The following is a 24,977-nucleotide window of genomic DNA, read 5'->3' as shown; positions in this document are numbered from 1 at the left end:
ACGTCAGGAGCTTCTCGAATGGACCACGCGCAGGACTGGAAGGAAACGCTCGCCGACCTCGACCGTCGCCGCGAGCGCGCGTTCGGCATGGGTGGACCCGAGCGGGTGGCCAGACACCACGCCAAGGGCAAGCTCGACGCCAGGGCCCGGCTCGACCGCCTCCTCGACGATGGCTCGTTCCAGGAGTTCGGCACCCTGGTCGGCGGCGACGTCGCCGCGGACGGGCTGATCGCGGGCGCGGGCCGGATCGACGGCGTTCCGGTGATGGTCGGCGCCGAGGACTTCACCACACTGGCGGGCAGCATCGGACCGGGCGGCAACTCCAAGCGCTACCGGCTGGGGAACTCGCGCTGCGCAACAAGATCCCACTGGTCATGCTGCTCGAGGGCGCCGGCTTCCGGCCCAGCGGTGAGCACTACGGCCGCACGCCCACCGATCTCATCGCCCAGGCGAAGTGCTCCGGCAAGGTCCCCACCGTCTCGGCGGTGCTGGGTCCCTCTGCCGGGCACGGCGCACTGGTGGCCCCGGTGTGTGACTTCACCATCATGAGCAGCCACGGCGCGATCTTCACCGCAGGTCCGCCGGTGGTGAAAGAGTCGACCGGCGAGGACATCTCGAAGGAGGACCTCGGCGGGCCGGGCGTCGCACTCGCCAGCGGGGTGATCCACAACCACGCCGAGGACGACGAGACGGTGCTCGACGACATCCGCCGCTACCTGTCCTACTTCCCCTCCAGCGCATGGTCGTATCCGCCGACCCGGCTCGCCGACGACACCGCGGGTCCGCGCCCGACGCCGGAGATCTGCGACATCGTCTCGCGGGACAACCGGCACATCTACGACATGCGCTCGGTGCTCGATGTGATCTTCGACCGGCCCGACTGGTTCGAGGTACAGCCGACGTTCGGCCGCGCCGTCATCTGCGCGCTGGCCCATCTCGGCGGGTATCCGGTCGCGGTCGTCGCGAACCAGCCGGAGGTGCTGGCCGGCTCGATCGACGCGGACGCCGCGGACAAGGCCGCGCACTTCATCGCGGTCGCCGACGCGTTCCACCTGCCGATCGTGTTCCTCGCCGACAACCCGGGGATGCTGCCGGGCAGCCGGTCCGAGCGCAGGGGCGTGCTGCGCAGCGGTGCGCGGATGTTCGCCGCGCAGACCTCCGCTACCACGCTGAAACTTCATGTGACGCTGCGCAAGGCGTTCGGCTTCGGCTCGATGGTGATGTCACTGCTCGGTTTCGACGACCAGGTGGCGACGTTCGCCTACCCGGGCGCCACGATGGGCGCGATGGGCGCCGCCGCGCTGAGCAAGGCGACGAACGCCGGCGAGGACTACACCGAGGTGCTCAAGCAGATGGAACTCGAGGCGTCCTACCGGTCGGCGGGCCACCTCGGCTTCGACGAACTCATCTCACCGGAGGAGACCCGAGACGCCTTGCTCGCGACGCTGCAGCGCGGCATCTTCAGCAGGCAGGCCGTCGCGGAACCGGTGAGCCGCACCGTCATCACCCCCTGACTCCAGGCGATTTCGGCGCGCTTTCGTTCGGTCAGCGAATGTCACCGCGCCGAAATCACCGGGTGGCGCGGTACTCGGTGACGATCGGCTCCAGTTCGTCGGGCGTGGCGCCGTGCAGGATCACCGCGTCGGCGCCGTACTCGAACTCCTTGCGCACCCGGGCGACGCACTGCTGCGCCGAGCCGGTGGCCGACGGTTCGAGCCACTCGTCGGGGATCAGGCCGGCGATGTGCTCGATCTGCTCGGCGGTCGCCTTGTGGTCGATGCCGCCGGGGATCGACTGCACCACCGCATCGTCGCGGAAGCGTTGCAGCACGGCGGGATCCCAGTTGTTCGTCTTCACCAGCAGGTCGCCGTAGCCCTGCAGGTAGGTGGCCAGCCGGGCGACGGTCTTCTTCAGCCGCAGGTCCTCGGGCAGGTGATCACCGACGGTGGCGAAGCACGACCACACCCGGACACTGTTCGGGTCGCGGCCTGCCTGCTCGGCCGCGTCCTTGACCGTCCTGACGGCCCGCTGCAGCGTCTCGGGGGTGAAGTAGGTGTGCAGGATGACGTCGTCGAACTCGCGGCCGCCGAGTGCGAGGGTCTGCGGGCCGAACGCCACGATCGCCAGCCGGATGTCCTCCTTGAAGTCCGGGTCGAGGAACAGCACCTGGTACTTGCCGATGGGCCCGTCGTGGTTGAACACCACCTCGCCGTGCCACAGCTTGCGCATCACCTGCGCGAAGTCCTCCATCTGCGCGGTGGTCACCGCGGGCACGCCGAACGCGTTGTACATCGCCGCGATCCCCCGGCCGAGGCCGAGGGTGAACCGCCCGCCGGACAGCCGGTGCATGGTCGTCGCCCACGATCCGGTGATCAGCGGGTGGCGGGTGTTGTGATTGGTTGCCGCCGTGGCGATCTGCATCCGCTCGGTGACTGCGAGCGCGGCGCCGGTCAGCGACGACGCCTCCTTGACGTTCCACCGCTCGGAGATGAAGCCCGTGCCGAAGCCCAGCTGCTCGCCCCGGCGGGCCTCGTCCATCAGCGTGGCCGGCCCCTCACCGCCGGCGCCGGCCAGCAGGTAGTAGCCCAGCTCGTCCAACGACTCCGCATTTCCCCGGGTCGCTTCGCTCCTGCCCGCCGAATGTGTCATGCCCAAACCCCTTGCTTGTAGCCGCAGTTCCACACCTCGGTGATCCGGCCGTCGACCACCCGGAAGATCTCCATGCTGCCGACGGTGGTCTCGGTGCCGTCCTTCAACCTCATCGGCGACTGATACACGATCGCCACGTGCTCGCCGTCGTCGCCTGCGACCACCAGGTCGAGCTCGAACCGGATCGTGTCGAACATCGCCCAGTGGTCGACGATGCGCGCGACGGCCTGCTCGTGGGTGAGCACCGTCGCCTCGCCCACTTCGTGCCGCGTCACGGTGTCCCCCATCAGTTCCTCCGCGAGGGCGAAGTCGCGCTCGTTCCACACCACCAGGTTGTAGAGCTCGACGACCTCACGCGCGGTGCGGGTCACCCGAACGCCTCCAACGCGTCGATGTCGCGGATCGCCGCGACCGCCCGGTCGGTGAGCGTGAGGCACAGGCGGCGGGACCGCTCGGGCAGCGCGTCCCAGCCGTTGAGGGTGATGACGGGCAGCAGCATCAGGTAGACCGCAGCCATCCGGTAGTGCCGCCAGGCCTCGTCGAAGCCGTAGCCGCCGACGCCGTGGCCGTCGAGACGCTCGAGGTACTCGCGCAGCAGCGCCTCGTCGTGTCCTTGCCGCACGCCGGCGGGCAGACCCTGGGTGACGAGGTAGGCGATGTCTGCGGCGCCGCAGCCCCGCGCCGCGAACTGGAAGTCGACCACCTTCATCCGGTCCCCGTCGAAGAACAGGTTGTCGGCCCTGATGTCGCCGTGCAGCAGCGTGTCCCGCTCGGTCAGTGCCGGCAGCGCCGCGACTGCGCGCTCGGCGAAACGTTCGGCGAACGCAGCCACCGCTGCGGGCAGCGTCGCCTCGGTGTGGGCACGGTAGATCTGCCAGCCCGGCGCGAAGGCGGGCAGCAGCAGATCGCGGGCGATCGGGGTGTCCAAGCTCGGAAACGGCTGCAGCGCCGCGGCATTGGCCGGATCGGCCGACCAGGCGTGCAACCCGGCGAGCTGAGCGACGCACAGTCGGGCCCGGCGCATCGACAGCCCGGCCAGGTGGTCGGCGTTGTCCCAGTCGGCGAGATCCTCGAGCACCAGCACGAAGTCGACTCCGTTGTCGGCGATCCGGGCCGCGTACACGTGCGGCGTCGCCATCGGTGCACGGCCGGCCACTGCGCGGTAGAACGCGAGCTCGCGCCGGTAACCGCCGAGCAGATCCATCGCGCCGCGGGCCTCCGACTGCGCGGGCAGCTTCGCGATCACGGTGGCCGGTACGGCGTCGCCCGTCAGGTGCAGCCGGTAGAGCAGCGAAGAGAAGCCGCTGTCGAGGGCGATCTGCTCGCTGCGGACACCGTCGACCTGCGCGCCGAGCGCATCACTCAGCCAGCCCGCGGTGACGCCGTCGATGCCCGACGGGATGGCCGGGGCCGCTGATGTCACGCGGGCCTCCCCGGCGAGGTAGTTGACGATGAACAACTAAGTTAGTTGTCGAGCGTCTAATATGCAAGAGTGCCCACCCCCGCCCGCGGGTTGACCCAGCCGCAGCGTGTCGAGCTGTCGAATCGCCGCCTGATCACGGCGGCGGCCGAACTGATCACCGAGAAGGGCTGGGAGGCAACGTCCGCGGCCGAGATCGGCCGGCGCGCCGGATACAGCAGGGCAATGGTGCACGCCCGCTACGGCAGCAAGGACGCCATCCTCGAGGCGATCCTGGCCCACGCGCAGGCACAGAACATCATGCCCGCCGCCGAGCCGGACTCCACCGGCCTGCAGAACGCCGTCGCCCATTTCGGCCGGATCCGCCGGCTGTACGACGAGGACCGGGACTTCCTGCGGGCGACGTTCGTGATGACCTTCGAGGCGGTCAAGACCACATCGCCGATACGGGGGCGGCTCGACGACTGGTTCCGGCGCGGCGTCGACGAGGTCGCGGCCGGCTTGCGCAACGGGATCATCGACGGGTCCGTGCGGCCCGACATCGACATGGACCGCGCCGTCAACGCCATCAGCGCCGCCGCCTTCGGAGCGGCGTTCCAGTGGATCGTGCTCGCCGACGACTACGACCTGCCGCGCGAACTCGACTACCTGGAGTCGCGGATCGTCGCCGAGTACGGCGCGGGCGACTGAGCCGCCGAATCCCGCACCTCCCGCAGGAACTCCTCGGTCACCCGCTGGACGCGGCCCGAGAACAGGTGCCCGACGTGGCCGCCGTCATGCCAGTGCACCCGGCCGCCCCACCGCTCGTGCAGCGCCAGCGCGGGACCCCGCATCGCCATCCGGTCCTGCCAGGCCGCCACGATCAGCCGGCGCTCCGGCGGCGCGGCGGGCAGCACGGACAGCGGGTCGATCACCTTGGTCAGTTCGGCGACGACTTCGGAGCCCAGCGCGGCCGCCAACTCGTCACCGCTGCGGCCCCACCGCGAGATGTGCTGCCCGATCATCGCATTGAGCCCGAGGATCGGGGTGTAGAGCGCGACCGCCGCTGCCGCGTCCTCCAGGTGCGACACCAGGGCGGCCACCGCGCTGCCCAGTGACAGACCGGACACCGCGATCACGGTGCTCTGCGGCTCCAGCCACCGCACCACCGCGCGCACCTCCGAGACCGCGCGCATCATCCCGGCCACGTTGGTCAGCGGATCCATGTCGGGATACGGCGGCCACACGTCACGGCGCACACCGTGGCCCGGCTGCACCGGCATCGCGAGATTGAACCCGAGCCGCTGGTGCAGCCGGCGCGCCCGGGCGAACAGGAAGTCCGACGCCCCACCCTGTCCGGCGCCGTGCACCCACACCAGCCACGGCCGCGGTCCGTCGCGGTGCCGGCACAGGTGCGCCACCGCTGTCGCCGGCCCGCCGAGACCGTCGGCGGTCAAGGCGGACGGCAGCATCGGATCGTGGTCGTAGGTGATCCGCTCGTAGGCCAGGCCCGCCACCCACTGCCGCTGTATGCGCTTGACCTGCAACGGGTTCGGCGGCGCATGCAGTTCTGCCGGTGTGTGGCCGGCGAACTCCTCGGCCGCCGCGGCGCAGGAGCTGACCGGCCTGCGCAGCCGTGGGCCAGGGCCGCTCAGCGTCATCGCGGTCAACACCAGCTCGTCGAGGGCGACCTCGCCGAACTGGCGTACCCCGGCGACGGACAAGCCGTCCCACGCCGCCGAGCCCGTCAGCGCGTCCGCGGAGCGCGGCAGGACACCGGCTAGCTGACGGACTACCTGCCCGGTGTGCATCATCGTGTCACCCTACGAGAGCTTGAATCCGGTGTATCCGCCGGCGGCGATCTCCTCGCAGCGACGGCGGTACTCCGGGAGCCCCGCCGTGTAGCCCATGTACATGCGCTTCTTGCCCGGCACGTTGCCCCCGTTGTACCAGGAGTTGCACGTGGGGTGGACCAGCACCGTCGGCGCCACCAGCGACGTGGTGTGCTCGATCCACTCCTCCTGGGCCGAGGGCAGCGCCTCGATCGTCCGATAGCCTTGTGCGCGCAGCGAACTCACGCAGTCACCGATCCACTCGACGTGATGCTCGAGGGCGGCGATGAAGTTCGTCGCCGCCGCCGGACTGCCCGGCCCCTGCACGGTGAACAGGTTGGGGAAACCGGCCACCTGCAGCCCGAGGTAGGACACCGGGCCCTCGTCGGCCCAGACGTCGCGCAGTGCCACGCCGTCGCGGCCGCGGATGTCGATGCGGCTGAGCGCGCCGGTCATCGCGTCGAATCCGGTGGCGTAGACGATCACGTCGACCTCGAACGCGCCCTGTTCGGTGTCGATGCCCGTCGGCGTCACCGCCTCGATGCCGCCCCGGCGCAGGTCCACCAGGGTGACGTTGTCGCGGTTGAACGTCTCGTAGTAGCCCTGATCGATGATCGGCCGCTTGCACGCGAACGGGTGACTGGGCACCAGCGCCGCGGCGGTGTCCGGATCGTCGACGATGCGGGCGATCGCCTCGCCGTACAGTTCGGTCGCCATCCGGTTGGCCTCGATGTCGAAGAAGACGTCGCCCCAGTTCAGTGCGCCGAGGACGCCGTGTTCTTCGACGGCGCGGCTGCGCTCCTGCGGCGTGGCCGACTTGATCGGCGGCCGCGCGAGCATCTCGAGCAGCACGGAGAAGGCGCTCAGCCGTGCCGCACCGACCGGGTGGGCGCGCTGGGCGGCCCGGATCTCGGCGTACCCGGCCTTGAGTCCGTCGAGCTCGCCGGGTTCGAAGGGCCGTACCCGCCACGGCAGCGTGAAGGCCGGTGACCGCTGGAACACCACCAGCTCGGCCGCGTCCCGCGCCACCACGGGAATGAGTTGCACACCGGTGGAGCCGGTGCCGATGACCGCGACGCGCTGCCCGCCGAGGTCGACACCGTCGCGGGGCCACCGCCCGGTGAACAGCGACGTGCCGGCGAAGGTGTCCATGCCGGCGATGTCGGGTTCCAGCGGCACCGAGAGGATCCCGGACGCGGCGACGACGAACGGCGCCACGAACGTCTGCCCGCAGCGGGTCCGCACCCGCCACTGCGAACTCGGCTCGTCGAACGTCATCGCGATCACCTCGGTGTGCAGCGCGATGTCGCCGCGCAGGTCGAGGCGGTCGGCCACGAAGTTCGCGTAGGACTCGATCTCGGGCTGTGCCGGCATCGTCTCGGTCCACACCCACTCCTGCTGGATCTCCTCGGAGAAGCTGTAGGAGTACTCGATGCTCTCGATGTCGCAGCGGGCGCCGGGATACCGGTTGACCGCCCAGGTGCCGCCCACTTCCCCGGCCTTCTCCAGGACGAGGGTGCGCAGGCCGAGGCCGCGCAACCGGTGCAGCGCGTACAGCCCGGAGAACCCGGCGCCGATCACGAGCACGTCGTAGTGCCCCGGCCCGTCGGCGCTCACAGCTTCACCACGTCCTCGTCGCGGCCGCGGCGCTCGACGTAGAAGCGCGCGGCCCGGCGGATCGCGTCCTCGGTGGGGCCCGGTCGCCAGCCCAGTTCGCGGCTGGCTTTGTCGTGGCCGGCCGGCGACGTCTCGACCATCAACCGGACGCTGGGGAGGTTGAGCGGGTAGTCGCGGCCGAGCCACCGGTTGGCGGCGCCGGCCAGCACCCCGGCGAGATACACCGCAGCCTGCGGGAGACCGAACCGAGGCGGCCGCACCCCGACCGCGTCGGCGGCGATGCGCAGCATCTCCCGCTGCGTCATGAATCGTTCGGAGATGATGTAGCGCTCGCCGTTGCGGCCCCGGTCGGCGGCCAGCAGCAGTGCCGCGGCGGCGTCGTCGATGTCGACCACCTCCGCCCCGACGCCGCGGACGAAACACGGCATCTTGCCGAAGGCGGCGAGTGCGACCAGTGATCCCTGCCTGGGCTGCCAGTCGGGCGGGCCGTACGGATTGGACACGCACATCGCGACGGCGGGCAGGCCGCGCTCACGCGCATACCGCAGCACCAGTTCCTCGGCACGGCAACGTGACTCGATGTAGGGACCGCCGCGTCCCGCCATGTTGAAGGGGGTGTTCTCGTCGACCGCCGCCCCACCGCTGCCGACGGCGACCGTGCCGATCGTGCTCAGGAACACGAAGCGCTGCAGGTCGGCGTGCACGGCGACGTCGAGGACGCCGCGCAGCCCCTCGACGTTCGTCCGGAACAACGGCGCCGGGTCGGCGAGGTGCGCGCGGGTGTCGACGACGCAGTAGTACACGACGTCCCGGTCGGCCATGGCCGCGGTGACCGCCGGGATGTCGAAGATGTCGCCGTAGTGCCGTTCGATGTCGAGGCCGTCGATCCCCCTCGTCGAGCTGCTCCGGCGCAGCAGCACCCGAACGTCGTCGCCGCGGGCCACGAGGTGGCGGGTGACCGCGGCGCCGACGTTGCCGCTCGCGCCCATGACGAGCGCCCTGCGCGGCGCCGGAGGTGATTCGTGCATCGATGTCCCATCAGCCGGGGCAGCTCGGCCCGCCGGTCGGTATCCTAGAAGTTACTGTAACCATTACAGTATTTCGACGGAATCGCTGGCGGATCGGCGCGGGGCTGAGGACACCGGGGAAGACGAACACGATGAGCACACCGCGCCACGCGAACGCCGGCTGACATGCCGTCCGACGTGTCGAACGACGGTGAGGGAGCCACCGGGTCAGCGCCGCCTGCCCGGACCACGTGGTCCGAAGACCGCTTCCGCAAAGTGCTGGACCTCCTGCAGGAGGGCGTCGTCATCATGGACAGCGACGGGCACTTCGAGCTCACCAATGCCGCGGCCCGGCGCATCCTCGGCGCCGACGCGCGCGATCTCGTCGGCGTGCACCACAGCGACCAGGGTGTCGACCTCCCCCTCTACGACGGCAACGGCCGCGAGATGACGTCCGACCAGCACCCCATCCACTGGATCCAGCGCACCGGGATGACGCTCAGCGGTGAGGTGGTGGGCGTCGACCGCATCGACGGCACCCGGATCTGGGTGACCGGACACGGCTGCCTGCTCGACCCCGACGATCCGCAGCACTCGTCGGTGCTGTTCTCGTTCACCGACATCACCGAGCACTACGACACCCGGGAACGGCTGCGCCACGATGCCACCCACGACTGGCTCACCGGCCTGCCGAACCGCGGATTCGTGTTGGAGCGCGCCGAAGTGGCGTTGTCGGCGCCGGACGACGGCCGCCTGATGGCCGCGCTGTTCATCGACCTCGACAAGCTCAAGTCGGTCAACGACCGGCACGGTCACTCGACCGGTGACGAGGTGCTGCGCATCGCGGCCCAGCGGATGCGGTCGGTCGCCAGGCCGCAGGACCTGCTGGCCAGGCTGGGCGGCGACGAGTTCGTCGCGCTGCTGCTGCATCCCGTCGGCCCCGGCGAGGTCGACGAGGTGGCCCGGCGACTGCACCGGGTGCTGCTCGACGAGATCACCGCCGGGCCCGTGCGGGTGCGGATCGGCGCGAGCATCGGCATCACCACCGTGGCACCCGGCGACGCCCGCACTTCCGCCGAACTGCTGCGCGACGCGGACGTGGCGATGTACCAGGCCAAGGCGAAGGGCCCGGGCAACACGAGCCACTTCCGGTCCGCCCCCCCGTGACCCGGCGGGGCTACCTCGCCCGGCGCGCCAGTCGCTCGGTGTCGGTGATCCACACCGTCTTGCCCCGCATCCGGAGCCAGCCGCGCTCGGTGAAATCGGTCAGCGCCTTGTTCACCGACTCCCGCGAAGAACCCACCAGGCGCGCGATCTCCTCCTGGGTCAGATCGTGGGTGACCCGCAGCTCGCCGTTGTCCGACACCCCGAAGCGCTGTGCCAGCATCAGCAGTTGCTTGGCCACCCGGCCGGGGACGTCGGTGAAGATGAGGTCGGACAGGTTGTCGTTGGTCCGCCGCAGCCGCCGGGCCAGCACCCGCAACAACTGTTCGGCGACCTCCGGCCGTTCGGTGAGCCAGGTGCGCAGCAGGTCGCGATCCATGCAGACGGTGCGCACCTCGGTCAGCGTCGTGACGCTCGACGTGCGCGGACCCGGGTCGAAGATGGCCAGCTCGCCGAACATGTCCGCCGGACCCAGCACGGCGAGCAGGTTCTCCCGCCCGTCGGTGGCGCGGCTGCCGATCTTGACCTTGCCCGACACGATGACGTACAGCCGGTCACCCAACTCGCCCTGGACGAACACGGTGTGCCCGCGGGGGAAGTCGATGGTCGGCAAGCGCTCGCCGAGCGCCGCGACAGCGTCGGGCTCGACACCCTGGAAGATTCCAGCCTTGGCCAAAATCTCGTACACCGTGTTTCCCAGTCCTCTCGGCCGCAGCTGATCCCCACTCTGGCAATGAACCTACCCGCCCGCCGGATCGCGACCACCTGCCGAAAACAATACTGTAATCTCCTCCGTAGTCAGTGGACGGACCCGTATCAGGAGGTCGCTTCGGCGTGAAAGTCCCATTCACCTGGAAAGTCACCGGCTGGTTCATGATCGGCTGGTCGCCGGAGTTCCCCGCGGGCGAGGTCCGCCCGATCCAGTATTTCGGTGAGGAACTGGTCGCCTACCGCGACGATTCCGGCGTCCTGCACGTGCTCGAGGGCCATTGCAAGCACCTCGGCGCCCACCTCGGACACGGCGGGAAGGTGGTCGGCGACTGTGTCGAGTGCCCATTCCACGGCTGGCGCTGGGGGCCCGACGGCACCAACCGCTACATCCCCTACCAGCCGGACCGGCCGAACCGCGGACTGACGCTGCGCACCTACCCGGTGCGCGAACAGTACGACTGCGTGTTCATGTGGCACCACCCCGACGGCAAGGAGCCGCAGTGGCCACTTCCCGACATCTTTCACAAGTTCCCCCAGTTCGAGACGGACGCCGGCGCCTACTACCGGCCCTATCCCGAGTTCTCCCGGCGGGCCGACGGCGAACCGGTGCATCCGCAGATCGTCGCCGAGAACGGTCCGGACAGTTCACATTTCCACTACGTGCACGGCGCCACGGTCACGCCGGTGTGTCTGGAGTGGGAGGCCGTCGCCGAGGAATGGCGGTTCCTGACCGGCTGGCCGGACGCGCGCAGCGACGACCCGAACTCGATGGCGCTGCGCATCCACAGTCACTTCTCCGGACTCGGCTTCGCGATGAGCGCCTTCGAGGGCTCGTCGAATCACCGCCTGATCTTCGCCTGCACACCGGTCGACGACGAGGTGTCGAACCTCTTCTACTCGATTTGGTGGCCGAAGCTGCCCGGTGAGACCTCGGATGTGCCCCCCGAACAGGTGCGCAACCACGTGGAGAAGCGGTTCCTGCGCACGGTGTGGGAGGACCTCGACATCTGGCGCTACCAGCGCTACGTCGAGCACCCGCCGCTGGCCAGGATCGACGCCGCACCGTACATGGCCATGCGCAAGTGGGCCAAGCAGTTCTACGACGTCGCCGCCGCCCCGGTATGAGGACGCCGCTGCCCGAGCTCGTCGCCCCGGCGCACACCGCCGTCGTCACCCAGGAACTGCAGGGCGCGGTCGTCGGGCCGCACGCCGGTCTTGCGGTGCTCGCCCAGGAGGCCGCCCGGGTGGCGCTGCCCAACATCGCACGCCTGCTGCCCGCGGCCCGCACCGCGGGTACCCAGGTGGTGCACTGCCTGGTGCACCGCCGTGCGGACGGCCGCGGGTCGAACCACAACGCTCGGCTGTTCGCGGCCGGCGCCCGCCAGGTCGACATCACACCGGGTGGCCCCGGCGCCACACTGCTGCCCGAATTCGGCCCCGAGGACGACGATCTGACACTCACCCGGTGGCACGGCGTCGGTCCGATGGGCGGCACCGACCTCGACGCGGTGCTGCGCAACCTCGGGGTGACGACGATCGTGGCGGTCGGCGTCTCGCTGAACATCGCGATCCCGAACCTGGTGATGGACGCGGTGAATGCCGGCTACCGGGTGGTGCTGCCGCGCGACGCCGTCGCCGGGGTGCCGGCCGAGTACGGGGCCGCCGTCATCGACAACAGCCTGTCGCTGCTGGCGACGATCACCACCACCGACGACCTCATCGCCACGTGGGCGCCGTGACCGTCCCCGAGACCCGCGGCTTCCCGGAGATCACGCCGGTCGACGCGCCGCCCGAGCTGGAGCGGTTCGCCGCGGCTGTGCGGCGGTTGCAGGACCTGGCGGTGTCCACCAGTCCGCCCGGCGCGGCATGGACCGCCGCGTCCGAGCAGATCGAGCGCGTGTGCGCGGCTCTGGAACCGCACGCGGTGCCCGACGGGCAGGCACCCGCCGGGCGCGCCACGACGCTGCCCGGTCTCGGCCACCCGCTCATGCCGCCGTGGACGTTCACGGCCGCCGACCGCGACGGCAACGTGACGATGGAAGGCCACTTCACCAGGTTCCACGTCGGCGGCAACATGGCCGTGCACGGCGGTGTCATCCCGCTGTTCTACGACTGGCACTTCGGCATGATCGTGTCGGCCGCGGGCCGGCCCATCAGCCGCACCGCCTATCTGCACGTCGACTACCGTGCCGTCACACCGATCGACGCGCCGCTGATCAGCAGGGGCCGTATCGAACGACTCGACGGCCGGAAGGCCTTCCTCACCGCCACCATGACCGACGCCGACGGCACGGTGCTGTCCGAGGCGAACGGCCTGATGATCAAGCTCCTCCCCCACCAGCCCTGACGAGGAGTCCGCTCATGGAGTTCACCGTGCCCGCCGTGCTCGACGCGATCGCCGCCGCGCTGCCCGACCGGGTCCTGCTGTGCCAGAGCGGGCGCAGCTACACCTACACCGATGTCGCAGACCGGTCCAACCGGCTGGCGTCCTATCTGCACGCGCGCGGACTCGGCTGTCACACAGCGCGTTCCGGGCTGGCGGGCCACGAGGTCGGCCAGGACCTGCTCGGCATCTACGCCTACAACGGCCACGAATACGTCGAGGCACTGCTCGGCTCGTTCCGGGCCCGCGTCGCGCCGTTCAACGTCAACTACCGCTACGTCGCCGACGAACTGCAGTACCTGCTCGCCGACGCAGGCGCGTCGGCCCTGGTGTACCACGCGGCGTTCGCGCCACGCGTGGCCGAGGTCCTGCCCGGCCTGCCCGACCTGAAGGTGCTCATCCAGATAGCCGACGAATCGGGCAACGAGCTGCTCGACGGCGCCGTCGACTACGACGCAGCGCTGGCCGCAGCCGCGCCGCAGCCACCGGACGTACAGCACTCGCCCGACGATCTCTACGTGCTCTACACCGGCGGCACCACCGGAATGCCCAAGGGCGTGCTGTGGCGCCAGCACGACATCTTCGTCACGTCGTTCGGCGGCCGTGATCTGTTCGCCGGCACGGTGTTCGACTCCTACGCGGCGCTCGTCGAGCGTGCCGCGGCGAATCCCGGCACGAAGCTGATGGTGCTCCCGCCGCTGATGCACGGCGCCGCACAGTGGGCGGTGATGACGGCGCTGACCACAGGTCAGACCGTCGTGTTCTCGTCGGTGGTCGACCGGTTCGACGCCGACGAGATCGTCGCCACGATCGAGCGCGAGCAGGTGATGGTGGCGACGGTGGTCGGTGACGCGATGGCGCGTCCGCTCGCATCGGCCATCGAGCGGGCGGGCGACACACCGCTGGCCGTGGTCGCCAACGGCGGTGCGCTGCTGACGCCGACCACCAAACAGCGCCTGATCGACGCCAAACCCGGGATGGTGGTCGTCGACGGCGTCGGCTCATCGGAGACGGGCGCCCAACTCACCCACATGTCCGCACCGGGCGCCGTGTCGACGGGCCGGTTCAAGCCCGGACCCGACACCGTCGTGGTGTCCGAGGACCTGACCGAGGTGCTGGCTCCCGGCCACGACGGTATCGGCTGGCTCGCCCAGCGCGGCTACGTGCCACTGGGTTACAAGGGCGACGCCGCCAAGACCGCGGCCACGTTCCCGGTCGTGGCGGGGGTGCGCTACGCCGTGCCCGGTGACCGCGCCCGCCATCTGGACGCCGACGTCGTCGAACTGCTCGGCCGTGACTCGGTGACCATCAACTCCGGCGGCGAGAAGATCTTCGCCGAAGAGGTGGAGACGGCCATCGCGTCGCATCCCGCGGTCGCCGACGTGGTGGTCGCGGGCCGGCCCAGTGAGCGGTGGGGTCAGGAGGTGGTTGCCGTGGTCGCCCTCGCCGACGGCGCGGCAGCCGATGCCGACGAGTTGATCGCCCACACCGCAACGTCGTTGGCGCGCTACAAGCTGCCCAAGGCTGTGGTGTTCCGGCCCGTCGTCGTGCGTTCGCCCGCGGGCAAGGCCGACTACCGGTGGGCGCGCGAGCAGGCGATCAGCGGCTCGCCCTGAGCCGACGCCGGGTCCTGCTTCGCGCCCGGCGCAGCGCGAGGCCGGCGACGAGCCCCATCGGCCTCGTGAACGGAAGTGCCGCGCGGCCGGTGATGCTGAACGGGAGGTCGCTGCCCACCACGGTCCGGTGATGGCTGAACGTGTCGAAGCCGGCCTTGCCGTGGTAGGCCCCCATGCCGCTGCGGCCCACCCCGCCGAACGGCGCTGCCGACGGGATCATCTGCGCGGCGAAGTCGTTGCGCGCCACACCGCCGCTGCGGGTGTGACGGACGAAGTGCCGAAAGTCGTCGTCGTCGGGCCCGAACCAGTACGCCACCAGCGGCGCGGGCCGTCGGTTGATGTAGTCGACCGTTTCGGCCAGGTCGCCGTAGCCGCGCACCACCAGCACCGGCCCGAAGACCTCCTCCTCGGCGATGAGCATCCGATCGTCGACGTCGCGGATGAGGGTCGGAGCGATCTTGCGCGAGGCGGGATCTGGCAGCGTCTCCCCGGGCGGCGCGACGGAGTCGATCCGCGCGCCGCGCTCCCGCGCATCCTCGATCAAGCGCACCACCCGGTCGAAATTCGCCTGGTTGACCGACGAGCAGTAGTCGGCGTTGGCGATGACTGTCGGGTACGTGTCGCGCAGTGTCCGGCGGGCGGTGTCGACGAACCGCTGCACAGCGCCGTCGGGGACGAAGACGTAGTCGGGGCAGACGCACACCTGACCGCCGTTGACCATCCGCGCGTGCGCGATCCGGGTCGCCGCCCGGTCGATGTCGGCGTCCGGCGCCACCACGACGGGATTCTTGCCACCCAGTTCGAGGGTGACCGGGACGAGGTGACGGGCGGCGGCCTGCTGGACGAGTGCGCCGACAGCGGGTGAGCCCGTGAAGAACAGGTGGTCGAACGGCAGCCCGGCGAACGCCGCGGCGACATCGGTCCCGCCGGTGACGATCGCGAGTTCTGTGGCGTCGAAGTAGCGCGGCGCGATGGCGCGCATGAGTTCGGCTGTGTGCGGCGTGATCTCGGACATCTTGACCATCACGCGGTTGCCCGCGGCGAAGGCTGCGGATGCGGGCAGCACGGTGAGGTTGACCGGGAAGTTCCACGGCCCGATGACGCCGACGACACCCAGCGGCGACGGCAACACCTCGGCGCGCAGGCCGAACGCACCCGCGCCTCGCATCAACCGGTTCGGCCGCATCCACGCCCCGAGATGGGCCCTGGTGTGTTCGATCACCGAGATCATGCCGAGGATCTCGGCGAACAGCGCGGCCGAGCGGGACCGTGACCCGTAGTCGGTGGCGGTCGCGTCGACGAAGTCCTCGGTGTTGTCCAGCACCATCGCCAGCAGCCGGTCGATGCGGTTGCGCCGCAACGCGGCATCGGGTGGCCCATCGGCGAGGAACGACTTCCGCTGCGCGTCGAGCACCGACGGCAGGTCCGAAGCCATGGCCGGAGTCCCCGGCACGGTCGTCGCCTCACTCGTCGCCACCACGGGACTCCCTTCCCCCAACCGTCCGGCCATCGGCCCTCCGGTGAGCATCAACCTAACACCGTCGCGGCAGGCTCGACCCGCCTTGTCGAGCTGTTTACAGTCATGCTTACAGTTCGGTACTCGACGGAGGTGGGCGGATGGACGCAGCGCAACGGAAGATCGTGGTCGTCGGTGCGGGATCGGGCATCGGCGCGGCGACGGCGGCACACTTCTTTCAACGCGGCGACCACGTGCTCGCGGTCGATCTGTGCGCATCCGAGACTCCGGCGTCGCAACACCTGCGGTGCGACCTGCGCGACGCCGGGGAGATCGCCGCGCTGCTCGACCGGCTCGGCGACGGCTGGGATGCACTCGCGCACGTGGCCGGGGTGCCCGGCACCGCGTCCGCCGACGACGTGCTGGGGGTGAACTACCTCGGCATGCGGCTGATGACGGAGGGCATGCTGCCGCGGCTGAGGCGCGGCGGATCGGTGGTCGCGGTCGCATCGACCGCCGCGGTCGGCTGGCAGCTGCGCACCGACGTCCTCGACGGCCTGCTCGCCGCCAGGGACGCCGCCGCGGTGCAGGCGTGGCAGGCGGCGCAGGATCCGGCCTATCCGGTGTACAGCACGTCCAAACAGGCCGTCATCCTCTACGCCAAGCGGCTCTCCGGCCCGGCGTGGAGCAGGTACGGGGTGCGGGTCAACACCGTCAGCCCCGGCCCCGTGCAGACGCCGATCCTGGCCGACTTCGAACAGTCGATGGGCGCCGACGTCCTCGACGCGGTGCGCTCGGCGGTCGGCAGGCACGGCACCGTCGACGACGTGGTGCCGCTGATCTCGTTCCTCACCTCGCCGGAGGCACGCTGGATCAACGGGCAGGACATCCAGGCCGACGCCGGCTACCTCGCCGGACTGCTGGCCGGCGTGCCGATCCAGGTGTGATCACACAGGCTGCGCAAACTCGGTGCGACGCTCTACTGTAAGAATTACAGTAAAGTCGTGCAGCGAAGGCGTTCCCCCAACCCATGCTGGAGTCAGCCGTGAGCCAAGTCCCCGACACCGACCACCCGGTCGACCTGTTGCGCGACCCGTATCCGCTGTTCGCCCGGCACCGCAGGCAGGCCGGGGTGTTCGAGGGATCGGTGATGGACTGGTCGAAGACGCCCGAGGGACTGCGTCCCGACAAGCTCTACGCCGCTGTCTCATTCGACGCCGTCAACAAGGTGTTCCGCGACGGCAAGCTGTTCAACTCGTCGATCTACGACAACACCATCGGCCTGTTCATCGGACCCACGATCCTGGCGATGGAGGGCAGACCGCACCGCGAGCACCGCAATCTCGTGTCGGCGGCCTTCAAGTCGAAATCGCTGGCGCGGTGGGAACCGGAGATCGTCCGGCCCATCTGCGACGCGCTGATCGACGAGTTCGCCGAGCGCGGCACCGCCGATCTGGTGCGTGACTTCACCTTCGAGTTCCCCACCAGGGTGATCTCGACCTTGCTCGGACTGCCCGAGGAGGACCTGCCGTGGTTCCGCGCCCGCGCCGTCGAACTGATCAGCTACACGATCAAGTACAAGCGGGCCTTCGAGGCATCCGCCGCGCTCAAGGACTACTTCCTCACCCAGATCGACCGGCGTCGCTCTCAGCCGACCGAGGACATCATCGGCGACCTGGTCACCGCTGAGATCGACGGCGAGAAGCTCAGCGACGAGGCCATCTACTCGTTCCTGCGGCTGCTGCTGCCCGCCGGCCTCGAGACCACCTACCGGTCCTCGGGGAATCTGCTGTACCTGCTGCTGAGCCATCCCGACCAGTTCGCGGCGGTCCGCGCCGACAGCGAGCTGATCGCGGCCGCCATCGAGGAGGGCCTGCGATACGAGACACCGTTGACCACCGTGCAGCGGTTCTCCACCGAGGACACCGAACTCGAGGGCGTGCCGATCCCGGCCGGATCGGTGATCGATGTCTGCATCGGCTCGGCCAACCGGGACGAATCCCGCTGGGAGCGACCGGAGGAGTTCGACATCTTCCGCAAGCGGATCCCGCACATCACCTTCGCGGCAGGCGAGCACACCTGCATGGGGCTGCATCTCGCCCGGATGGAGACCCGCGTCGCCCTGGAGTGCCTGCTGGCGCGGTTGGACGACATCACGCTGGTCACCGACGACGATCCGCACATCTGGGGGCAGCCGTTCCGGTCACCCAAGCGGCTGCCGGTGACGTTCACGTCGAAGGGCTGAGCCGTCACGCCCGCCGGGGAGTCCGGTGGGCGATGGTCTTGGTCTCCAGGTACTGCCCGAATCCCTCCAGTCCGCACTGGCGGCCGACCCCGGAGTTCTTGTATCCGCCGAACGGGGCGTCGGCGCCGTAGTACATCCCGCCGTTGACGCCGAGCGCGCCACTGCGGATCCGCCGCGCGATGGCGAGACCACGGTCAGTGGACCCGGACATCACCGCCCCGGCCAGGCCGAACGGGCTGTCGTTGGCGATCTGAACGGCGTGGTCGTCGTCGTCGAACGGCAGCACCACCAGCACCGGGCCGAAGATCTCGTCGCGGGCGATGGCCGCCGAGTTGTCGACCCCCACCACGACGGTCGGCGCCACGAAGTGCCCGCCGCGGAGTTCGCCGGGCAGGTCATCGAACGACGTTCCGCCGGTGGTGATCTCGGCGCCCTCGCGGCGCGCCTGCTCGCAGGCCTCGAGCACCCGTCGCTTCTGCCTGGCGCTGATCAACGGCCCCACCAGTGTCTGCGGCAGCGCCGGGTCCCCCACCGGAAGCATGCCGAACGCCGCGGTGACACCGGCGACGACCTCGTCGTAGCGCGACCGGTGCACCAGCAGCCGGGTCGTCGACGCGCAGGCCTGGCCGGCGTGCACACAGACACCCGCCGCGGCGGGGATCACCCTCGCCGGGTCGACGTCCTCGGTGACGACCAGCGCCGACTTGCCGCCCAGCTCCAGGAACGTCCGCTTCATCGTCTCGGCGCCGATCCGGGTGAGCAGCTTGCCGACGGCGGTCGACCCGGTGAACGAGATCATGTCCACCCGCGGGTCGGTCGCCAGCAGTTCGGCGACCTCGTTGTACGGCGTCGGCACGACGTTCAGGACGCCGGCGGGGATGTCGGTGCGTTCGGCGACGAGCCTGCCGAGCCGGGTGGCGTTCCACGGGGTGTGCGGGTCGGGCTTGAGCACCACGGTGTTGCCCGCCGCCAGCGCCGGGCCGAGCTTGTTGAGGATCACCTCGACCGGGAAGTTCGACGGCGTGATCGCCGCGACGACGCCCACCGGTTCCTTGACCACCGTGCGCACGTTGCGGTCCCCGAACAGGCCGCCGCCGTCGAGCACCCGCTGCCACTCGAAGTCGTCGATCAGCCCGGCGGGGTAGCGCAGCGCCTCGGCGAGTGGCCAGTCGAGTTGCGCTGTGGTCACCGTCATCTCGGGGCAGCCCACCTCGGCGATCAGTTCCTCGCGCAACTGATCGCGCTCGGACGCCAGCGCCTCCTGCAACTGGGTGAGGCAACGCTTGCGCAGCGCGCGATTCGTCGACCAGTCGGTGTCGTCGAACGCGCGGCGGGCAGCGGCGACGGCGCGCAGCATGTCCGGGGTACCGGCGGCCGCCACGGTGCCCAACACCGAACCCGTCGAGGGAGACTCGTTGCCGAACTCGTCGCCGGACTGCGCACCCACCAGTTCGCCGTCGATGAGCATGCGGGACTCGGCACGCTGCGCGGCCCGTCTGCCGATGGCGACGCTGGGGGCCGACTCCCGCCCTGCGACCTCGGCCATGTCCGTCTCGGTCTCCATTTCGACTAAGATACTGTAAGAGTTACAGTTGCGATACGCTCGGCTTCTGATCACGGAGGTTCGCATGAACGACGTCGCCATCATCGGGGTCGGCCTGCACCCCTTCGGCCGCTTCGAGGGCAAGTCCGCGATGCAGATGGGTGTCGACGCGATCTTCGCGGCGGTCGCCGACGCGGGCGTCGAATGGCGCGACATCGGCGCCGCGTCCGGTGGCAGCTGGACTGTCGCCAACCCCGACGCGATCGTCGGCATGGTCGGTCTGTCCGGCATCCCGTTCACCAACGTGTTCAACGCCTGCGCCACGGCGGCGAGTGCCGCGAAGGTCTGCGCCGACGGAATCCGGCTCGGCGATTACGACATCGGTATCGCCGTCGGCCTGGACAAGCATCCGCGCGGCGCGTTCACCGAGGATCCCGCACTGGTCGGTATGCCGGCCTGGTACGCCGAGAACGGGCAGTACCTGACCACGCAGTTCTTCGGCATGAAGGCCAATCGCTACCTGCACGACCACGACATCTCGCACCAGAGCTTGGCGAAAGTGGCGGCCAAGAACTTCCGCAACGGCGCGTTGAATCCCAACGCGTTCCGGCGCAAACCGATGTCGGAGGAGCAGATCCTCGGCTCCACCATGCTCAACTACCCCCTGACGCAGTACATGTTCTGCGCTCCCGACGAAGGCGCCGCCGCGGTGGTGATGTGCCGCGCCGACATCGCGCACCGCTACACGTCGAAACCGGTGTACCTGCGCGCGGTCGAGGTTCGCACCCGCAGCTACGGCGCCTACGAGGTGAACACCACCTTCGCACCGGTCGAGGAGGGCGTCTCCCCCACCGTCTACGCCGCGCGGGCGGCGTTCGAGAAAGCCGGGGTGGCGCCCGCGGACGTCGATGTCGTCCAGTTGCAGGACACGGACGCCGGCGCGGAGATCATCCACATGGCCGAGTGCGGGTTCTGCGCCGACGGCGAGCAGGAGAAGCTGCTGGCCGACGGGGCCACCGAGATCACCGGCACGCTCCCGGTCAACACCGACGGCGGGCTGATCGCCAACGGCGAGCCGATCGGTGCGTCGGGTCTGCGCCAGATCCACGAGCTGGTGCGCCAACTGCGCGGCGAGGCCGGCGACCGTCAGGTGCCGGGCGAGCCGAAGGTCGGCTTCGCGCAGCTCTACGGCGCCCCCGGCACGGCAGGCGCCACCGTCCTGACCACCTGACCTTTTCGGGAGAAAGGGACCACACCATGAGCCAGTTCCGTGACGCGCCGATCTTCGACGCCGACCAGCACATGTACGAGACCGCCGACGCGCTGACGAAGTACCTGCCCGAGAAGTACCGGCGGGCGGTGCAGTACGCGCAGATCGGCAGGCAGACACGCATCGTCATCAACAACCGCGTCACCGACTTCATCCCCAACCCGACGTTCGAGCGCGTCGCCGCGCCGGGGGCGCACGAGAAGTTCTTCGCCGGCGAGAACACCGAGGGTCTGACACTACGCGAGATGCAGGGTCCGGCCATCGAGGCGCCCGCGGCCACCCGCAATCCGCAGGACCGGATCGCCGAACTCGACCGCCAGGGCGTCACCGAGGCGCTCAACTACCCGACGCTGGCCAGCCTGGTCGAGCACTCCAGCGCCGACGACCCGCAGCTGACCCTGGCCATCATCCACGCACTCAACCAGTGGATGGCCGAACACTGGACCTATGCCTACGCCGACCGGATCTTCTCCACGCCCATCATCAACCTGTCCGAGGTCGACGCCGCGCAGCGGGAACTCGAGTACATCCTCGACCACGGCGCCCGGGTCGCCCTGATCAAGCCGGGACCGGTCAACGGCCTGCACGGCTGGCGCTCACCGGCGCTGCCGGAGTTCGACCCGTTCTGGCGCGACGTCGAGGCCGCAAACCTGCCGATCGTGCTGCACGCCAGCTACCCGCCGCTCGACGAGTACGTCGCCCGGTGGGAACCGCCCCACACGCAGAACTTCATGGCGCAGAGCTCGTTCCGCTGGATGGTGCTGGGCCATCGCGAGATCTCCGACATGATCGCCAGCCTGATCTGCCACGGCACACTGACCCGCTTCCCGAAGCTGCGCATCGCCAGCGTGGAGAACGGCAGCAGCTGGATCTACCCGCTGTTCCACGACTTCGAAGACCTGCAGAAGAAGATGCCGCAGAACTTCCCCGAGCATCCGCACGAGGTTTTCCGGCGCAACATCTGGGTCAGCCCGTTCTGGGAGGGTTGCGTCGCCGACGTCGTCGACACCGTGGGCTGGGACCGGGTGCTGTTCGGATCGGACTACCCGCACCCCGAGGGACTCGCCGAGCCGAAGGGCTTCTGGCGCTACGCCGAAGGCATGGACGTCCGCCGCACCTATGACTTCATGGGTGACAACGCCCGGCGGTTCATGGGCCTGCCGCTGGCCAACCCGGACCCCGCCGCCGTCCGCCCGCCGGCACTCGCCGACGCCTGACACCGCGCTGCGCGTTTCCGTGACAGCATCGGGAACCATGCGCCGACTCGACGACACCGAAGTGGCGGAACTGCTCGACAGCGACGCTGTCGCGCGTCTGGCGACCATCGACGCGGACGGCTATCCGCACGTCACGCCGATCTGGTTCCTCTGGGCGGACGGCCTGATGCGCCTGACCAGTTACGCGGACCGGCCCCACCTCGACCGCATCCGGGGCAATCCGCGCGTGGGCCTGGTGGTCGACACCGAGGCCGCGCAGCGCCCCGACGGTGAGCGGCCGAACCGGCAGGTGCGGATCACCGGTGACGCCACCGTCGCCGTCGACACCGGCGGCGAGTGGACGCGGCGGATCCGGCGCAAGTACCTCGGCGCGGCCAACGAAGGAACCCGGACGACCGGCGAACGCGTGGTGATCACCCTCCGGCCGACACGGTTTCGCGCCGTCGCCAGCGTGTGAGTGAACCCCGGGTTACAGCGAGACCAGGCCGCGAGGCAGCGGGAGGATGTCGGCGTAGGTGACGATGCCCGGCGCCGCCGCGACCACCTTCGGGATGGCATTGATCGCCGGCATCGCGGTGAGGATCATCGGCAGCCGCATGAAGTCGCTCATGGTGGTGCCCGCGAAGTCCGGCGGCGGTGAGATGTCAACTCGCAGGTCGACGTTCGGGCAGCCCTCGACCTTGATGCGGTGCCCGGTGTCGATCGGCCAATCGGGCTGGAGCGTCTGACCCTTGCGCCACACGAACTTCAGCTCGACGATGCTGCGACCGGCGACCTTGCCGTGCCAGCTGAATGCGATACCCGCGACACACCCGGCGGCGATGGTCCAGGAGCCGAGGTCGACGTCGGCGGTGGTCTCGGCGTACTCGGCCTCGCAGACCACCTCGTCGAACTCCACACCCAGGACGTCACCGAGCAGGTGTACGGCGTCGATGAACACGTCGGTGGCCTTGGCCGTCATCGCCTGCAGGCCCGGGTGGTCGATGGGATGAGAGAAGCCGACCGGGATCTCCGTCGCCGGGGAGTCGTAGCCGCTGATGTCGGCCTCCTCGATGACGGTGACCTTGTCGATCCGTTCGCTGCCACCCGCGGCCACCACCGCCAGCAGATCGACGAACCCCGGGTTGATGCCCGACCCGAAGATCGACGAGCCGCCCTGGGCGCAGGCCTCCACGATGCGGTCGCGACGGTCGCCCAGCGAGTGGCCGGTGATGAACGCCGCGGTGGTGACGACGTTGCAGCCGGCCCCCAGGATCCGCGCCAGCTCGTCGACGTCGATCCACATCGGGTTGTAGACCACGCAGTCCGGTTTCAGCGACAGCAGCGCGTCGACGTCGTTCGTCGCGGCGACGCCGACGTCGGCGAGCCCGCAGAGCTCACCGGCGTCCCGGCCGACCTTGTCCTGCGACCAGGCGAAGCAGCCGACGAGGTCGAGATCGGGGTGTGCGGCGATCGCCGCGACGGAATGTCTGCCGACGTTGCCGGTGGTCCACTGGACGACGCGGTGCCTCATGACGCCTTCTTCACCGGCGCGGCGTAGTTCGGCTTGCCGAGGCCGAGCACGTACTGGCCGATCATGTTGCGGAACACCTCGAGGGTGCCGCCGTAGATCCCGACCAGCGGCGCGAACCGGTAGACGTACTCCGCCGCACCGTCATCCGGCGCGCCGTCGGTGCCGACCGGCAGCGCCGACGCGGTGCCCAGGATGTCCATCAGGTCGGGCGACACGTCGCGCATGCTCTGCGCGAGGGCGACCCGGCCGAAGATGTTCGGTGTGCTGATCGCGGTCTCCATGCGGGCGATGCTGCGGCCCAGCCGGTAGGCGACCGAGTCGTCGTCGATGGCGCGGCGCCCATCGGGACCCGGTGTCCCGACCACAGCGGCGGCCCGGTCGCAGGCGGTGACCATGAACCCGCCCTGATGCATCATGATCGAGACGTCCTGCAGCCCATCGGCACTCGCCTCCACCGCACCGTGTTCGGCGTTGAGCGGCTCGCGCAGCACCGTCCAGCCGCCGTTGACCTCGCCGAGGCGGTACCGGTCGTCGACCCGGACGTCGCTGTAGTACACGATGTTGGTGCGGTCGCCGTCGACGGTGCGGATGCCCTGGATCTCGATTCCGGGCGTGTCGAGCGGCACCAGGAACATGGTGAGGCTCTTGTGTTTCGGAGCGGCGGGATCGGTGTTGGTGATCAGGAAGACGTACTGGCAGTTGTGCGCACCGGTGGTGAACATCTTCGAGCCGTTGACAACCCAGCTGGACCCATCCGCCTCGCGCACCGCCCGGGTCTTACAGGTCGCGATGTCGGAGCCGCCCTCGGGCTCGGTGTAGCCCAGGCACAGCCGCACGTGTCCGCTGAACACCCTCGGCAGGACGTCGGCCACGAGTTCGGGGGATCCGAACCTGGCCACCGACCGCGCCACCATCGACGTCGTGCCCCAGGTCACCCACGGAACGTGCGACCTGCGCTTCTCGAGTTCCCAGATCCGCCGCCGCACCCGGCTGAAGCCGCCCTCGTGTGCCGGCTTCCACTCGCCTTCGAGGTAGCCGGCCGCACCGAGTGCGAGATGCACGCCCTCGTCGAAGTTGTCGCCGGTCTCCCGGTCGCGCCGCAGCACCTCCTCGGTGACGTGCTCGGCGAGGAACGCGCGTGCCTCGTCGCGGAAACGCCGGTCGTCGTCGGACAGTTCGACGCGTGAGAAATCCATGTCCGTTGCTCCTACCCTCGCCCTGCCGATGCGGTCTCCCGGGCGGCGACGATGCGCGCGATGCGCTTGGCGCTCGCGCCGGGGTCACCGCCCGCCAGCGCCCAGCCCCGGGCCCGCACCAGATACGCCGTCGCGGCCGCCTCCGCCGACACCCCGAGC

Annotated in this window: 22 protein-coding genes and 2 pseudogenes; 12 read left to right on the top strand and 12 right to left on the bottom strand. The window is 69.7% G+C overall.

What is annotated here, in order from left to right; genetic code table 11:
• Positions 1-18: 18 nt before the first annotated feature.
• A pseudogene (locus Q2100_RS12635) lies at positions 19-1,514 on the top strand (acyl-CoA carboxylase subunit beta).
• 55 nt (positions 1,515-1,569) lie between these two features.
• Here Q2100_RS12635 and Q2100_RS12630 read toward each other — a convergent pair.
• The 3 genes from Q2100_RS12630 to Q2100_RS12620 are packed head-to-tail and all read right to left on the bottom strand — an operon-like array spanning position 1,570 to position 4,072.
• On the bottom strand, positions 1,570-2,649 hold the full coding sequence (locus Q2100_RS12630; protein WP_302914330.1) for a TIGR03857 family LLM class F420-dependent oxidoreductase: 1,080 nt from the start codon (positions 2,647-2,649) through the stop codon (positions 1,570-1,572).
• A complete protein-coding gene (locus Q2100_RS12625; protein WP_264012049.1) occupies positions 2,646-3,020 on the bottom strand; it encodes a nuclear transport factor 2 family protein in 375 nt (124 codons plus the stop codon). Before Q2100_RS12625 ends, Q2100_RS12630 begins: the two co-directional genes overlap by 4 nt.
• Positions 3,017-4,072, bottom strand: a complete 1,056-nt coding sequence (locus Q2100_RS12620) for a phosphotransferase (RefSeq protein ID WP_302914329.1) — start codon at positions 4,070-4,072, stop codon at positions 3,017-3,019. The genes Q2100_RS12625 and Q2100_RS12620 overlap by 4 nt, the downstream gene beginning before the upstream one ends.
• A 69-nt stretch (positions 4,073-4,141) precedes the next feature.
• Between Q2100_RS12620 and Q2100_RS12615 the strand changes: the two genes are divergently transcribed.
• A complete protein-coding gene (locus Q2100_RS12615; RefSeq protein WP_302914328.1) occupies positions 4,142-4,759 on the top strand; it encodes a TetR/AcrR family transcriptional regulator in 618 nt (205 codons plus the stop codon).
• Here the strand turns inward: Q2100_RS12615 and Q2100_RS12610 are convergent.
• The 3 genes from Q2100_RS12610 to Q2100_RS12600 are packed head-to-tail and all read right to left on the bottom strand — an operon-like array spanning position 4,714 to position 8,525.
• Positions 4,714-5,862, bottom strand: coding sequence for an alpha/beta hydrolase (locus tag Q2100_RS12610; protein ID WP_302914327.1), 1,149 nt, complete (start codon positions 5,860-5,862; stop codon positions 4,714-4,716). The two genes, Q2100_RS12615 and Q2100_RS12610, sit on opposite strands and share 46 nt — an antisense overlap.
• 9 nt (positions 5,863-5,871) lie before the next feature.
• Entirely contained in the window at positions 5,872-7,497 is a 1,626-nt protein-coding gene (locus tag Q2100_RS12605; protein ID WP_302914326.1) for a flavin-containing monooxygenase, read from the bottom strand.
• Complete coding sequence (locus Q2100_RS12600) at positions 7,494-8,525, bottom strand: NAD-dependent epimerase/dehydratase family protein (RefSeq protein WP_302914325.1); 1,032 nt, start codon at positions 8,523-8,525, stop codon at positions 7,494-7,496. The genes Q2100_RS12605 and Q2100_RS12600 overlap by 4 nt, the downstream gene beginning before the upstream one ends.
• Positions 8,526-8,690: 165 nt before the next feature.
• On the opposite strand from Q2100_RS12600, the gene Q2100_RS12595 reads away from it, so the two are divergent.
• Positions 8,691-9,671 carry a sensor domain-containing diguanylate cyclase gene (locus Q2100_RS12595; RefSeq protein ID WP_302914324.1) on the top strand — a complete coding sequence of 327 codons (981 nt, stop codon included), beginning with the start codon at positions 8,691-8,693 and terminating at the stop codon, positions 9,669-9,671.
• A 10-nt stretch (positions 9,672-9,681) separates the two neighbouring features.
• Here the strand turns inward: Q2100_RS12595 and Q2100_RS12590 are convergent, their stop codons facing one another.
• Entirely contained in the window at positions 9,682-10,356 is a 675-nt protein-coding gene (locus tag Q2100_RS12590) for a Crp/Fnr family transcriptional regulator (RefSeq protein ID WP_264012056.1), read from the bottom strand.
• Between the two features lie 146 nt (positions 10,357-10,502).
• Here Q2100_RS12590 and Q2100_RS12585 point away from each other — a divergent pair, with 146 nt between their 5' ends.
• From Q2100_RS12585 to Q2100_RS12570, 4 genes are read left to right on the top strand one after another with little or no spacing between them, the layout of a single operon-like run.
• On the top strand, positions 10,503-11,504 hold the full coding sequence (locus Q2100_RS12585) for an aromatic ring-hydroxylating oxygenase subunit alpha (RefSeq protein ID WP_302914323.1): 1,002 nt from the start codon (positions 10,503-10,505) through the stop codon (positions 11,502-11,504).
• Complete coding sequence (locus Q2100_RS12580; RefSeq protein ID WP_264012058.1) at positions 11,501-12,118, top strand: cysteine hydrolase family protein; 618 nt, start codon at positions 11,501-11,503, stop codon at positions 12,116-12,118. Before Q2100_RS12585 ends, Q2100_RS12580 begins: the two co-directional genes overlap by 4 nt.
• Positions 12,115-12,726, top strand: coding sequence for a PaaI family thioesterase (locus Q2100_RS12575; protein ID WP_302914322.1), 612 nt, complete (start codon positions 12,115-12,117; stop codon positions 12,724-12,726). The genes Q2100_RS12580 and Q2100_RS12575 overlap by 4 nt, the downstream gene beginning before the upstream one ends.
• Positions 12,727-12,740: 14 nt before the next feature.
• Positions 12,741-14,378 carry a medium-chain acyl-CoA ligase Mig gene (locus Q2100_RS12570; protein WP_302914321.1) on the top strand — a complete coding sequence of 546 codons (1,638 nt, stop codon included), beginning with the start codon at positions 12,741-12,743 and terminating at the stop codon, positions 14,376-14,378.
• Here the strand turns inward: Q2100_RS12570 and Q2100_RS12565 are convergent.
• Positions 14,362-15,813 carry a coniferyl aldehyde dehydrogenase gene (locus Q2100_RS12565; RefSeq protein ID WP_302914320.1) on the bottom strand — a complete coding sequence of 484 codons (1,452 nt, stop codon included), beginning with the start codon at positions 15,811-15,813 and terminating at the stop codon, positions 14,362-14,364. The genes Q2100_RS12570 and Q2100_RS12565 overlap by 17 nt on opposite strands.
• Before the next feature lie 182 nt (positions 15,814-15,995).
• Between Q2100_RS12565 and Q2100_RS12560 the strand changes: the two genes are divergently transcribed.
• Complete coding sequence (locus Q2100_RS12560; protein ID WP_302914319.1) at positions 15,996-16,781, top strand: SDR family oxidoreductase; 786 nt, start codon at positions 15,996-15,998, stop codon at positions 16,779-16,781.
• Positions 16,782-16,879: 98 nt separating this feature from the next.
• Positions 16,880-18,079 carry a cytochrome P450 gene (locus Q2100_RS12555; protein WP_302914318.1) on the top strand — a complete coding sequence of 400 codons (1,200 nt, stop codon included), beginning with the start codon at positions 16,880-16,882 and terminating at the stop codon, positions 18,077-18,079.
• Positions 18,080-18,083: 4 nt separating this feature from the next.
• On the opposite strand, the gene Q2100_RS12550 is transcribed toward Q2100_RS12555, so the two are convergent.
• Complete coding sequence (locus Q2100_RS12550) at positions 18,084-19,625, bottom strand: aldehyde dehydrogenase family protein (protein ID WP_302914336.1); 1,542 nt, start codon at positions 19,623-19,625, stop codon at positions 18,084-18,086.
• 82 nt (positions 19,626-19,707) lie between these two features.
• On the opposite strand from Q2100_RS12550, the gene Q2100_RS12545 reads away from it, so the two are divergent.
• The 3 genes from Q2100_RS12545 to Q2100_RS12535 are packed head-to-tail and all read left to right on the top strand — an operon-like array spanning position 19,708 to position 22,566.
• The gene (locus tag Q2100_RS12545; protein ID WP_302914317.1) at positions 19,708-20,853 is read left to right on the top strand and encodes a thiolase family protein; all 1,146 of its coding nucleotides are present in this window, start codon (positions 19,708-19,710) and stop codon (positions 20,851-20,853) included.
• Between the two features lie 26 nt (positions 20,854-20,879).
• The gene (locus Q2100_RS12540; protein ID WP_302914316.1) at positions 20,880-22,109 is read left to right on the top strand and encodes an amidohydrolase family protein; all 1,230 of its coding nucleotides are present in this window, start codon (positions 20,880-20,882) and stop codon (positions 22,107-22,109) included.
• A 37-nt stretch (positions 22,110-22,146) separates the two neighbouring features.
• Positions 22,147-22,566 carry a pyridoxamine 5'-phosphate oxidase family protein gene (locus Q2100_RS12535; RefSeq protein ID WP_302914315.1) on the top strand — a complete coding sequence of 140 codons (420 nt, stop codon included), beginning with the start codon at positions 22,147-22,149 and terminating at the stop codon, positions 22,564-22,566.
• Positions 22,567-22,578: 12 nt separating this feature from the next.
• Here the strand turns inward: Q2100_RS12535 and Q2100_RS12530 are convergent, their stop codons facing one another.
• From Q2100_RS12530 to Q2100_RS12520, 3 genes and pseudogenes are all read right to left on the bottom strand, one after another.
• A complete protein-coding gene (locus Q2100_RS12530) occupies positions 22,579-23,622 on the bottom strand; it encodes an NAD(P)H-dependent amine dehydrogenase family protein (RefSeq protein ID WP_302914314.1) in 1,044 nt (347 codons plus the stop codon).
• Entirely contained in the window at positions 23,619-24,818 is a 1,200-nt protein-coding gene (locus Q2100_RS12525) for an acyl-CoA dehydrogenase family protein (protein WP_302914313.1), read from the bottom strand. Before Q2100_RS12525 ends, Q2100_RS12530 begins: the two co-directional genes overlap by 4 nt.
• 11 nt (positions 24,819-24,829) lie before the next feature.
• A pseudogene (locus Q2100_RS12520) lies at positions 24,830-24,977 on the bottom strand (acyl-CoA dehydrogenase); the annotation flags it as partial.

The sequence above is a fragment of the Mycolicibacterium arseniciresistens genome (genome assembly GCF_030519285.1).
Taxonomy (GTDB): domain Bacteria; phylum Actinomycetota; class Actinomycetes; order Mycobacteriales; family Mycobacteriaceae; genus Mycobacterium; species Mycobacterium arseniciresistens.
The sequence above is the reverse complement of the archived record's forward strand: the minus strand, read 5'-3'. Positions and strand labels throughout refer to the sequence as shown.

Coding starts and splice junctions, on each gene's coding strand:
- Q2100_RS12545 (WP_302914317.1), top strand. CDS start 19,708: ATGAACGACGTCGCCATCATCGGGGTCGGCCTGCACCCCTTCGGCCGC.
- Q2100_RS12600 (WP_302914325.1), bottom strand. CDS start 8,525: ATGCACGAATCACCTCCGGCGCCGCGCAGGGCGCTCGTCATGGGCGCG.
- Q2100_RS12560 (WP_302914319.1), top strand. CDS start 15,996: ATGGACGCAGCGCAACGGAAGATCGTGGTCGTCGGTGCGGGATCGGGC.
- Q2100_RS12565 (WP_302914320.1), bottom strand. CDS start 15,813: ATGGCTTCGGACCTGCCGTCGGTGCTCGACGCGCAGCGGAAGTCGTTC.
- Q2100_RS12540 (WP_302914316.1), top strand. CDS start 20,880: ATGAGCCAGTTCCGTGACGCGCCGATCTTCGACGCCGACCAGCACATG.
- Q2100_RS12580 (WP_264012058.1), top strand. CDS start 11,501: ATGAGGACGCCGCTGCCCGAGCTCGTCGCCCCGGCGCACACCGCCGTC.
- Q2100_RS12535 (WP_302914315.1), top strand. CDS start 22,147: ATGCGCCGACTCGACGACACCGAAGTGGCGGAACTGCTCGACAGCGAC.
- Q2100_RS12525 (WP_302914313.1), bottom strand. CDS start 24,818: ATGGATTTCTCACGCGTCGAACTGTCCGACGACGACCGGCGTTTCCGC.
- Q2100_RS12630 (WP_302914330.1), bottom strand. CDS start 2,649: ATGACACATTCGGCGGGCAGGAGCGAAGCGACCCGGGGAAATGCGGAG.
- Q2100_RS12550 (WP_302914336.1), bottom strand. CDS start 19,625: ATGGCCGAGGTCGCAGGGCGGGAGTCGGCCCCCAGCGTCGCCATCGGC.
- Q2100_RS12530 (WP_302914314.1), bottom strand. CDS start 23,622: ATGAGGCACCGCGTCGTCCAGTGGACCACCGGCAACGTCGGCAGACAT.
- Q2100_RS12570 (WP_302914321.1), top strand. CDS start 12,741: ATGGAGTTCACCGTGCCCGCCGTGCTCGACGCGATCGCCGCCGCGCTG.
- Q2100_RS12610 (WP_302914327.1), bottom strand. CDS start 5,862: ATGATGCACACCGGGCAGGTAGTCCGTCAGCTAGCCGGTGTCCTGCCG.
- Q2100_RS12595 (WP_302914324.1), top strand. CDS start 8,691: ATGCCGTCCGACGTGTCGAACGACGGTGAGGGAGCCACCGGGTCAGCG.